This window comes from Myxococcus sp. XM-1-1-1 (assembly GCF_020037095.1).
Lineage (GTDB): Bacteria > Myxococcota > Myxococcia > Myxococcales > Myxococcaceae > Myxococcus > Myxococcus fulvus.
Map to the genome: position 1 here is coordinate 106,106 of NZ_JAIQDH010000028.1, position 11,893 is coordinate 117,998.

Annotated in this window: 5 protein-coding genes; all 5 read right to left on the reverse strand. The window is 71.0% G+C overall.

The genetic code is table 11. The features are described 5' to 3' along the window. Positions 1-91: 91 nt before the first annotated feature. The 5 genes from K8640_RS36925 to K8640_RS43355 all read right to left on the reverse strand — a co-directional run bounded on the left by K8640_RS36925 (position 92) and on the right by K8640_RS43355 (position 11,794). Positions 92-4,522 carry a DUF4215 domain-containing protein gene (locus tag K8640_RS36925; RefSeq protein ID WP_223751399.1) on the reverse strand — a complete coding sequence of 1,477 codons (4,431 nt, stop codon included), beginning with the start codon at positions 4,520-4,522 and terminating at the stop codon, positions 92-94. Positions 4,523-4,535: 13 nt separating this feature from the next. Beyond that, positions 4,536-6,377, reverse strand: coding sequence for an OmpA family protein (locus K8640_RS36930; RefSeq protein WP_223751400.1), 1,842 nt, complete (start codon positions 6,375-6,377; stop codon positions 4,536-4,538). Positions 6,378-6,628: 251 nt separating this feature from the next. Then, positions 6,629-8,239 (reverse strand): CocE/NonD family hydrolase, encoded by a 1,611-nt coding sequence (locus K8640_RS36935; RefSeq protein ID WP_223751401.1) that lies wholly within the window; start codon positions 8,237-8,239, stop codon positions 6,629-6,631. Between the two features lie 92 nt (positions 8,240-8,331). After that, positions 8,332-9,699 carry an ATP-binding protein gene (locus K8640_RS36940; protein WP_223751402.1) on the reverse strand — a complete coding sequence of 456 codons (1,368 nt, stop codon included), beginning with the start codon at positions 9,697-9,699 and terminating at the stop codon, positions 8,332-8,334. Between the two features lie 4 nt (positions 9,700-9,703). After that, a complete protein-coding gene (locus tag K8640_RS43355; protein WP_370640434.1) occupies positions 9,704-11,794 on the reverse strand; it encodes a contractile injection system tape measure protein in 2,091 nt (696 codons plus the stop codon). Positions 11,795-11,893: the final 99 nt, after the last annotated feature.

The following is an 11,893-nucleotide window of genomic DNA, read 5'->3' on the forward strand; positions in this document are numbered from 1 at the left end:
ACGAGGCGGGGAGACCCGCCGGGAGGTCCACGAGTCCCCGGGGCAGGGGACTGGGGGAAGGGATGTGGACCCCCCGGCGGTGGAAGACGGACTACCGACGCGCCTTGCGGCGGCGCAGGCCCAGCAGGGCCAGCAGGGCCAGGCCCGCCGACGAGGCCGGCGCCGCGCTGCAACCGCCGCCCGCGAAGGCGCGCGAGTTGAGCACCGTCCACCGGTGCTCGGCGGGCGTCGGGTCCACGTTGCCCGCGCTGTCGATGGCGCGCACGCGCAGGACGTGCTCACCCTCGCGGACGTCGTAGGTGTCCTGGCAGGCGACGTAGGGCCCGTTGTCCAGGCTGCACTCGAACGTCACGCCCTCCTCGTTGGAGGCGTAGGCGAACGGGGACTCGGTGTTCCCGGAGCTTGCGCCCGGCGTGCGGCTGAAGGACGTGTCCGGCGCCTGCGTGTCGATGCGGAACGTGTCGACGTTGGAGGGCCCGCTCTCGTTGCCCGAGGTCGGGTCCGTGGCCGTGGCGGTGACGGCGTGCGAGCCATCCGCCAGCGGCGTCGTCGGCGTGCAGCTCCAGTTGCCGCTGGCGTCGGCGGTGGCCGTGCACACCACGGTGGTGCCCTCGCGCACCGTCACCGTGGCGCCCGGCGTGGCGGTGCCGGAGATGGCGGGCGTGGCGTCGGCCAGCACCGAGCCGTTGGCGGGCCCCGTGATGACGGGCGCGCCGGGCACGGTGGTGCTGACGGTGAACGTCACCGGCGCCGAGGGCGGGCTGGTGTTGCCCGCGCCGTCGGTGGCCGTGGCGGTGAGGGTGTGCGGACCCTCGGACAGCGGCGTCGTCGGCGTGCAGCTCCAGTTGCCGCTGGCGTCGGCGGTGGCCGTGCACACCACGGTGCCACCCTCGCGCACCGTCACCGTGGCGCCGGGCTCCGAGGTGCCGCTGATGGGCGGCGTGCCGGTGGACACCGTGGAGCCACCCGCGGGGCCCGAGATGACCGGCGCGCCCGGGGCGGTGGTGTCCACGATGAACGTCGTCGGAGCGGAGGTCTCGCTGGTGCTGCCCTCCGGGGTGACGGCCGTAGCGGTGAGGGTGTGCGAGCCGTCCGGCAGCGGCGTCGTCGGCGTGCAGCTCCAGTTGCCGCTGGCATCGGTGGTGGCCGTGCACACCACGGTGGTGCCCTCGCGCACCGTGACGGTGGTGCCCGGGTCGGACGTGCCGCTGATGGGCGGCGTGCCGGTGGACACCGTGGAGCCATTGGCCGGACCCGTGATGACGGGCGTCGTCGGCGGGGTCAGCTCGACGATGATGGTGGCCGGCGGAGCCGTCTCCGTGGCGCCCACCTCCGTGGAGGTGAGGACCACCGAGTGCGTGCCCTCGGGGATGTTGCCCAGATCGCACGTCCAGCGGCCGGCGGCGTCCACCACCACGGTGCACACCGGCGTGGTGCCACCGTCGACGTAGACGTCGATGGTGGAGCCCGGCGAGCCGGTGCCGCCGATGACCGGGTCCGTCACACCGCCCGGCGCCGGGTCCGTCAGCACGGGGATGAGCTGGCAGATGGACAGCGAGTCCACCCGGTAGGCCACCTGCGTCTCCGTGTTGTTGTTGTCGGCGCAGTCGGTGTCGACGAGCGCCAGGCGCACCTCGCCCGAGAGCGCGTCGAAGTCCTGGTGATGCCCGAAGCCCAGGCCCATCGCCGCGTCGCGGGTGGCGGAGGCCGGGCCCGACAGCGGCAGGCGGCCCAGCGTGAAGCGCTGGGTCCCCGCGCCCGTGACGTGGTTGAAGCCGAACAGGCCCGGGTACCAGTTGTCGGTGCCCGAGTAGCTCACCGCGCCGGAGACATAGGCCGCGCGGTAGCGGCCCGGCACGGTGAGCGCCGCCTCGGCGGCGAGCGCCGCCAGGTCCGGCTGGGCGATGTCCGACACGTTGGTGCACTGCGAGCGACCCAGCCGCGTGTAGAGGGCGTGCACGTCGGTGTTCTTGCAGCCGTGGCCCGCCTCGATGGTGCAGGTGGCCGAGCAGCCGTCGCCCGCGGTGGTGTTGCCGTCGTCGCACGCCTCGGCGGCGGCCTTGATGCCGTCGCCGCACGTCACCGCGCACGCGGAGGGCTGGCCCGCGCAGCTGTAGCCCGTCTCGACGGTGCAGGTGGCCGAGCAGCCGTCGTTGGCGGTGGTGTCACCGTCGTCGCACTGCTCACCCTCGTCCAACAGCCCGTTGCCGCAGACGTTGGCGCTGATGCAGACGTTCGAGTAGGGGTTGCACAGGCCGCTGTCGCAGACGCCGGACGCGGCGCAGGGCTGGCCGTTGGACCACAGGCAGCGCGGCGAGCAGGTGTCACCGGACTCCAGATTGCCGTCGTCGCACACCTCGCCGCCGGCCACCGTGCCGTCGCCGCAGGTGGTGGCGCAGGTGCTGGGCTGACCGCTGCACGTGTATCCCGGCTCCTGGGCGCACGTGTTGGAGCAGCCGTCGCCGGAGGTGGTGTTGTTGTCGTCGCACGTCTCGCCGGGGTTCACGACGCCGTTGCCGCACGTCTGGCTGCACACGTTGCCCGGGGGCGGGCAGCTGTAGCCCGGCTCCACGGCGCAGGTGGCCGAGCAGCCGTCCCCCGCGACGGTGTTGCCGTCATCGCACGTCTCCGCGCCGGCGCGGATGCCGTCGCCGCAGACGGTGGTGCACGTGGAGGGCGCGCCGGAGCACTGGTAGCCCGACTCCACCGCGCAGCCCTGGCTGCAGCCGTCGCCGTTGGAGGTGTTGTTGTCGTCGCACTCCTCGTTGGCGTCCACCGCGCCGTTGCCGCAGGTGGCGACACACACGGACGGGCCGCTCGCGGGGCGGCTGCACGAGTAGCCCGGCTCCGGCTTGCACTCGGTGGCGCAGCCGTCACCCGGGTTCAGGTTACCGTCGTCGCACGTCTCGCCCGGGTCCACGGTGCCGTTGCCGCACGTCTTCACGCACGGCTGGCCCACGGTGGGGCAGGTGTAGCCCAGCTCCAGGGTGCAGGCGTTGGAGCAGCCGTCGCCCAGGTTCGTGTTGCCGTCGTCGCACAGCTCGCCCGGGTTGAGCACGCCGTTGCCGCACGTGGGCGCGCAGTTGGAGGGCGCGCCCGAGCACTCGTAGCCGTTCTCGACGCGGCACGCGTTGGAGCAGCCGTCGCCGGACATGTTGTTGCCGTCGTCGCACAGCTCGCCCGGGTCCACCGCGCCGTTGCCGCACGTGGCGACGCAGGCCTGGCCGGGGGTGGGGCACGCGTAGCCGGACTCCACGCGGCAGGACGCGTTGCAGCCGTCGTTCGGCGTGAGGTTGCCGTCGTCGCACTGCTCGCCGGAGTTGAGCAGGCCGTTGCCGCACGTGGCCGCGCAGGAGCTGGGCTGGCCGCTGCAGCCGTAGCCGGGCTCGATGCCGCACGTGGCGCTGCAGCCGTCGCCGCTGGACGTGTCGCCGTCGTCGCACTCCTCGCGGGGGGACACCACGCCGTCGCCGCAGCGGTCGTCGTAGGCGTCCACGAAGAGGTAGCGGAAGGCGTTGGGGGGCGACGCCTCGTTCTCGTTGCACAGCTCCAGCCGGTTGAGGCCCGTCTTCCAGGCCGCCGTGGTGCCGAACTCACGGATGATGCTCTTCTGCCACGGCGAGCCCGGGGGCTCGCTCACGGTGACGGGCGTGAAGGGCTGCCCGTTGACGGTGGCGCCGTCGAACGAGTTGTCGTTGAACGTGGCGATGCGCATGCGGAACTGCGCGACGTTCGTCGTCGAGGGGATGATGAAGTCCTGGTAGACGCACGTGGGGGCACCCAGCGGGGCCACCATGAAGGTGGCGGTCTGGATCTCCTGCGGCCAGTCCTCGGCGCTGCGCGCGCCGACGGCCGCGCCCGTCGTGGTGCCGGAGTAGAACCAGTGCGGGTCCGCGCCGGATTCCAGGCGGCGGTTGTTCTGGTCCACGCCCGTGTTGAAGAAGGCGATGCCCGCCCTCACGCAGCGGCTGGGCGTGCCGGAGCAGGCGAAGCCGGGCTCCACCTCGCACATCCGGTTGCAGCCGTCGCCCTCGGTGCGGTTGCCGTCGTCGCAGACCTCCTGGTCGAAGTTGGGCCACTGGCGGTTGTTGAACGCGCCGTTGCCGCACAGGGACAAATCACACGTCGTCGAGCAGCCGTTGCCCTCCTGCGTCGTGTTGCCGTCGTCGCAGGCCTCGCCCGGGTTGACCTCGTTGTTGCCGCACAGCGACGCGAGCGAACAGGCCCGTCCGGGGACGTGACACAGGTAGCCTGCCTCGATGGTGCCGGTGGCGGAACAGCCGTCGCCGCTCACCGTGTTGCCGTCGTCGCACTCCTCTCCGGGCTGGATGCGCCCGTCACCGACGACGGGGGCGGCCAGCTCGGAGCGCTGCGCGCCGGGCGCCTCGGTCGAGACGAGCGCGGTGGGCTGCTGCTCCTGGCAGCCGGTGAGGGTGGTGATGAGCGCCAGGGCGAGCGCGGCCACGGACGGGCCCGTCCGGGCCCGCTTCATGGCGATGGGATGCGTGTCTGATGATGGCATGGAAGGTCTTTCCTCACTTCTCGAGGGTGTCGGTGGGCTCGCCGCTCTTCGTCTCGACGCCATCGGCGTCACCGACGATGCGGAACTCCACGCGGCGGTTCTTGGCGCGGCCGGCCTTGGTGGTGTTCTCCGCGATGGGCTTCTGGGGACCGAAGCCGCGCGGCTCCAGCCGCTCGCGCTTGACGCCCTTGCCCTCCAGGTACTTCACCACCGCCTCGGCGCGGCGCTGCGACAGGTCCAGGTTGTAGTCGGCCTTGCCCGTGTTGTCGGTGTGGCCCTCGACGCGCACCTTCTCGATTTCGGGGTGCGACACGAGGATGGCGGCCACGCCGTCGAGCAGCTTGAAGCTGCGCGGGCTGATGAGGTCCTTGTTGTTCTCGAAGAAGACGGCCTCGAGGATGCGAATCTGGCCCTCGCCAATCTGCGCGAGCTGCTTCTGCTTGCAGCCGTGGTTCTTCACCGGTCCCGGCTCGTCCGGGCAGTTGTCCAGCCGGTCCACCAGACCGTCGTTGTCGCGGTCCTTGTCCGGGCAGCCGCGGTTCTCCTTCGGGCCCGCCTCGTTCATGCAGGCGTCCTTGGCGTCGAGCACGCCGTCGTTGTCGTTGTCCGGGTCCGGGCAGCCGTCCTCGTCCTGGAAGCCGTCCTTGTCCTCGGGCTCCTTCGGGCACGCGTCCTTGGAGTCGGTGACGCCGTCGTTGTCGGAGTCCGGGTCATCCGGGCAGCCGTCCTCATCCTGGAAGCCGTTGATGTTCTCCGGCTGGGCGGGGCACTTGTCGGCCAGGTTGGGGATGCCGTCCTTGTCGTCGTCCCCGTCCGGGCAGCCGTTGAGCTCGGCGAGGCCGGGCGTGGTGGGGCAGCGGTCCTGCGCGTTCGTCACGCCGTCGCCGTCCGCGTCCAGGTCGGGACAGCGCGCGGGCTCGTGGGGCTGGCCCGCGACACATGCGGGCGCATCGTCGCGGGGGCCGAAGTTGACGCCCGCCAGCACGCGGAACTCGGGCGTGCCGGGCGTCCGGCCGAAGCCCGGGCCGCCCATGACGTAGAACTCGGTGCCCGCCTTGACCGGCGAGCGCAGGCCCAGCAGCACCTCCATCGACTCGGGCGCGTCCGCGAACGGCAGGGTGCCGCGCACCACCAGCTCCTCGCGCAGGCCGAACAGGTGGGCCGTCACGTTGACGCCGCCGTTCATCTCCACGCCCAGCTCGTCCTGCAGCGGGTCCGCGTTGGGCGTCAGCGCGTACTTCTTGGTGCGCACCAGCGCGCCCACGTCCGCGCCCACGCGCCAGCCGTCGCCCACCTTCTTGCCCAGGCCCAGGCGGGGGGTGAAGACGAAGCCCTGGTCCCGCGTGAGCGTGTCCTTGCTGCCCAAAGGCAGCGCCGCGCCCAGGTGCAGGCCCACGTCCAGCGGGCCACCGCGCGCCTCGGACAACAGCCCCGCGCGCGCCTGCGCCCACGGCGTGCCCAGCGCGAGCGTGGACGGCGTCTGGAAGCCGAGCGCCGTCGTGTCCGGGCCCCACTGCGAGACGATGGGAACTTGAAGACCCAACTCCAACCAGTCCGTCACGGCGTAGGCGCCGCTCAGGTGCACCGTCACGCGGTCCGAGATGATGGTGCCCACTTCATCGTCGTTGCGCAGCAGCACCAGCGGCTTGCGCTCGTAGTGGGCCGTGAGCCCCATCCGGAAGGTGCCGTCCGGGAGCAAGTCACCGGTGGACAGCACCAGGCTGTCCTTGGCGCCGGGGTTGAGCTGCAACCGTTCCAGCTCCAGGTTGGGAATCCGCTGGACCTGCGCTTGAGCGGAGAGGGCCCAGAGAACGGCCAGCCCTCCGAGCAGGGAATGATGACTTCGAGAATTCAAGGGTTCCTCCACGTCCGGGCGTCGCACTGAGCGCGCGCACGGCCTTCTGCCACGACTGTGTGGGTATGGACAGCTGCATGGCACGGGCCATCGCGTCACCGAATGGGACGTGAGGACCTGCGAGGCTTTGCTGACGTGTCAGGAGGTCCATTGGCCCGCACCGACGCGACATTGACGTGTCAGCGAAAGGGGGCGGGTGCTGGCATACCCTCCCGGAGTCTCCCCCTCCGAGAGGGTGGGAACACCTCACGCTAGCGCAGTGGCAAATCCAACCAGGAGGGTCCGCCCACGGTCAGCGTGGCGTTGAGGGTGCTGGCGCCGAGGTAGAGCGGGTCCTCGGTGTCGACCACGAGCGCGAGCTGATGCCAGGCCGGGACGTCATACGCGGTGGCGGGGAACACCAGGTCCAGGTCGAGCGGCGTGCCTGGCGTGGCGCCGTGCCAGCTCAGCGGCACGTGGGTGACGAGGCCGCCGAAGTCCCCCACGGCGTCATAGAGATAGGCGACCACGGTACCGGAGGCCGTCGTCGGGGTGATGCGCAGCCGCAGCGTGGCGGTGCCGCGCAGGGCCAGCTCTCGCGAGGACGGCGGCGAGGTCCACACGCCCGCGCGCAGCCGGTTGACGCCCGGCAGCCACACGATGGGAGGGATTCCCGTCAGCGCCTGCAGACCGTTGGTCAGCAGCGGCACCCCCGCGTCGGCGATGGTATCGACGCCGCCCCAGAGGGTCCGCGCGCCGCTCGTGGATGGGGCGCCTCCGAGCGTGCCGGTGCCATCGAGCAGCCGGATGGCGCCCAGGCCGAGGCGCTGGGTGCTGGAGGAGACAGCGGCCCAGGTGGAATAACCCTCCACGTCGCCGTCGTAGGTGCGCAGGACGAGCGGCGGCTCGTTGGCGATGCCCGTGTCGATGCCGGCGACGTGCTGGTCCAGCCACCGCGTCACGCTGGTCCACACGGGGTTGGGCAGGCCGACCAGGCCCGTGGCCTCGACGACGGCGTGGTCCCCGGGCGCGAGCTCCAATCGCTTGGGGCCGGTGAGCTGGCTGAAGAAGGAGACGAGCTGGTTGGGAGGGAACATGCTGTCGCCGTACGCGTTGGCGATGAGGATGGCGGGCGCGTTGGCGTTGATGCGGTCCACGTAGGTGGAGGCGGAGCGGAGGCGCCCCCACTGCTTGAGGCCCTCGATGTCCCGGTTGGCGAAGTAGTCGTCGATGCGGGTCCGCAGCTCGGGGCTGGGACGGCCGAGGAAGCGCGCGGCCAGGTCCAGCAGCGCCACCGCCTGGGGCCTGCGCGTGTCACCGCCGTACAGCGACGCCACCAGGTCCGTCCATCCGGAGAGCGCGGCCACGGCCTTCACGCGCGAGTCGAAGCCGGAGGCGATGAGGGAGATGCCCGCGCCGTACGACACGCCCGCCAGGCCGATGCGCGCCGCGTTCGTCGGTGTGTTCGCCACCAGCCAGTCGAGCACGCGCGAGGTGTCCGCGATGTCCGCCGGGCCCGCCGTGTCGATTCCACCCCCCGACGCCCAGAAGCCCCGAGGCGTGTACGACAGCACCACGTAGCCCCGCTCGGCCAACGCCTTGGCCTGGGCCAGGTACTCCAGGTCGTTGAGTCCCCAACTGGAGATGAACACGACGGCCGGGTGGGGACCGGGCGTCGTCGGGGCGATGTGGTTGGCCTTGAGCACCACCCCGTCGCCCACCGGGATGTCCACGAACTTGAAGTCCGTCGTCGCCGCGGCCGTGAGCACGCCGTGGGCAACCGGGAGCGGCGAGGGCACCGCCGCCGTCGCGAGGACGGGTATCAACAATGCGACGAACAGGGACGAACGGGGGAACCACCGCGAGAGCAGACGCTGCGCCATGGAGCACCTCACCGGACTGCGAGGGGTCGCTCACGGTAGAGAGGGATTGATTCGTCAATCAAGGTTCCCTGACACGGCGTGTTGAGCAGGTTTCATCGCGAGGGGAGGGTGTAGCGGCCTTCCTTGTGGAGCTCGCGGTGGATGCCGTGGAGGAGGTCCGCGGCGCGCAGCTGTTGGGGCATGCGGATGACGGCTTTGAGACACGCGTGGCGGAGCACGTTGATGATGGCGCCGCCGGACAGCTCGTGCTCGCGCGCGAGCTTCGCGAGGTCCACGTCGGGGGCCAGCGGGAAGGGTTTGTCCTTGAAGCACGCCTCCCACAGCCGCAGGCGCTGCGCGGGGCCGGGCATGGGGAAGTGAATCATCGACTGGAAGCGGCGGGCGAAGGCCTCGTCGAAGTGCGCGCGCTGGTTGCTGGCGAGGATGGCGATGCCAGGGAAGTCCTCGATGCGCTGGAGCAGGTAGGAGATTTGTTGATTGGCCGCGTGGTCATTGGCGTTACGTGACTCGGTGCGCTTGCCGAAGAGGGCGTCGGCCTCGTCGAAGAAGAGGATCCAACGTTGGAGCTGCGCGTGGTCGAAGAGGCTGGCGAGGTTCTTCTCCGTCTCGCCGATGTACTTGGACACCACCTTGGACAGGTCGACGCGGTAGACGGGCAGGCCGGTGGCCTTGCCGAGCAGGGTCGCGGTGAGTGTCTTGCCGGTGCCGGGAGGGCCGTGGAAGAGCGTGCGGTAGCCGGGCTTGAGCTGCTTCTTCAGGCCCCAGTCCTCCAGGAGCGTCCCCTGGTGGCGGGCCCAGGTGATGATGTCCTCGACGTCGTCGCGCAGGGGCGCGTCGAGCACCAGGTCCTCCCAGCCCTGCATCGTGGTGATGCGCTGCGCGGGGAACTCCGGGCCGAAGGGCGGCTGGTAGTGGGCGCCGGTGGTGAGGCGCTCGAGGGCCTCGGGGGTGAGCTGGAGCGCGGCGGACAGCGGGGGCTCCTCCGGGTGACGGCGCTCCAGTCGCAGCACGCGGCGCGCGAACAGCGGGTGGTCGGGGTGGAAGAGGGGCAGGTGCGTCAGCCGCGCCTGGAGGTCGTCTCCGGCGAGCAGGAACAGCGCAGTCTCGCCGGTGGGGAGGATGCCGCCGTGGGACTGGCCCACGACGCCGCCGAACTCGGTGAAGCGGCGGTCCAGGGCCTGGTTGCGCAGGAAGAGCGGGTCGAGCGCGGCGGGCTGGAGGTGGGGCAGCGCGGCGAGGATGAGGAGCAGTCGCTCGGCGGGGGTGCAGTGGAGTTCGCGGAGCAGCTCGGCGTAGGGGGCATCGAGGGTGGCGAGGGGTGGCGGCGGGAGGGTGTCGAGGAGCGGCGTGGGGAGGGGGCTCCCGGCGTGTTGTTGGAGTCGGAGGTCCAGCCACTGGGTGAGCCAGGCGACCTCGGCGCGGAGGCACTCGGCGTTGGTGGAGGGCGAGCGGAGGTCCATGGCGCTACCAGGAGACGTAGAGGGGTTGGGGCATCCAGGGGTGGGTGAGGATGGAGAGGCTCCAGGGGACCTGGTCGACGAGCACGTCGAGCGTCTTGCGTTGCACCTGGAGCTTCCAGCGGTCCTCGAGTTGTTCGAGGCGTCCTTCGCGTTGGAGGAAGGTCTCTCGCAGGCCCGCGACGGACGTGCCGGAGAGGATGGTCCAGTTCGCGATGAGGGCCTTGAGGAGCCGGTCGCAGAGGGACTGTTCCTGTGGGGTCATCTCGATGCCGCTGGGGATGGGGGTGGGGACGGAGAGGCCGCAGAGAATCTTGTTGAGGACGAGCAGAGGCTCGGGGGCGCTGGTGCGGCCGTCGACGAGGTACTGGAGCAGGTGCACGGCGCGCGTGGCGGGCTCGGGGTCCAGGCGTGTCTTGCCCTGGTCATCCACGTGCGTGAGGCCCAGCTCGCGGAAGAGGTGGGGCAGGAAGGGGCTGGTGAGGATGAGGCCCGCGTTCTCGATGTAGATGGGGTTGCCGTCGTTGGCGCCGTGCTCGTCCGCGCCGAGTTGGAAGGAGGTGCGCTGACGCGAGGGTTTCGTGGCGCGCGCGGGCGGGCGGGGTGGTGTGGTCCAGGCGGCGAGGAAGGTGGAGCGCCGCTGGTGGAGCACGGAGGCCAGGCGAGGGAGGGACTCGTGGTGGGCCAGTTCGACGGCGCGCTCCAGGAGTCGCTCGGCGACGCCGCGTGAGTCCCGGTGCGTGGGGTGGGCGCCGCGCAGGCGGGTGGAGAAGTGCTCGAGGAACGCGGCGATGAGCTGCTCGAGCCCGAGGCTTGCTCCGGGGCGTTTGCCGAGCAGCTCCAGGACGAAGCGCCAGAACGCGGAGCGCTCCGTGAGGGAGGGCGCGTCGGAGGGCGCCACGTCCTGCCATGCGGCGATGAGGATTTCGACGGTGGACAGGAGCGCGGTGTGGAGGCGGGGCGCGAGCACCGCGGAGAAGCGCGCGAGGAGCGGGTCCGGGAGGATGCGCGCCCAGTGTTCCTGGAGGTGGCGGCGGTGCACGTGACGGCGGATGAAGCCGTGGAGCACGTCCGGGGATTCGTCGAGGAGTGACTGGAGCAGGCGGAGCAGGGCGTCGTCGGAGAGTCCCGCGTAGCGGTCCGCGCTCTCGGCGAGCAGGAAGGCGAAGAGGGCTTCGCGTGCTTCCGGACTGTCGTGCGTGCCGGGGCGTGGAGGGAGTGGGGCGGACTCGGAGGGGCTCAGCGGCGCATCGAGCGGGTGGGCGACTCGCGCGGTGGATGGCCGATGACCGCTTGCTGGCGATGCGGTGGGGCGATGGAGGGGGGCTGACTCCGCGCGCGAGGAGGTGTCACCGGGTTGAAGAGGTGTGGCCCGCGCCCGTGGGGCTGTGTCGGAGGGCTGTGTGTCTCTTGCGTGGAGGTCGCCACGTTCGTGATGGACGTGCTTCACGGTCGCGGTGAGCGAGTCCGTGTGGCCGTGCGCGAAGTGCTCTGCGGGGAGTGATGCGTGTGCCGCGGGAGGTGGTGCATCCGTGTGGTGCACCGTTGGACGTGTCGCAGGCCCGGAATGCGCGGCACCTCCCGTGTCGACGTTGGGAGGCGCTGAGTCGCTCACGCGCGCATCGAGGGCACTGAGGCTGGAGGGGACTTCGCTTTGGGCGTGCCGACTTGCGCCGTCGTTGCTGAAAGGTGCCGAGTCCCGCGCCGGTGGGACCGAGTCGCTGTGAACGGCGAGCGCATCGGTCCGCGCACGTGCGGGCGAGTCGCTGCGACTGAGGAGTTCTTGCGTTCGTTCGTGCGAACTGGGGTCGTCGTGGCCGAAAGGTGCCTCGTTGTGAGCATGTGGAGCTGAGTCGCTGCGACTGAGGAGTTCCTGGGTTTGTTCGTGCGAGCGGACGCTGTCATCGCCAGGAGCGGGCGCGACTTGGGCACGGGAAACCGAGTCGGTGCGACTGAGGGATACCCCGGCCCGTCCGCCTGGGTCTGCGCCCTCGAAGTGGAGGGGTACCCCGCTTGGTGCTTGCGAAGCTGCGTCGGCGTGACTGAGGGGTGTTCCGGCCCGTCCGCCTGGGGCAGCGCCCTCGAAGTGGAGGGGCACCCCGCTTGGTGCTTGCGAAGCTGCGTCGGTGTGACTGGGAAGGGGGCCAGCTCGTCCGCCCGAGTCTGCACCCTCGAAGTGGAGGGGTACCCCGCTTGG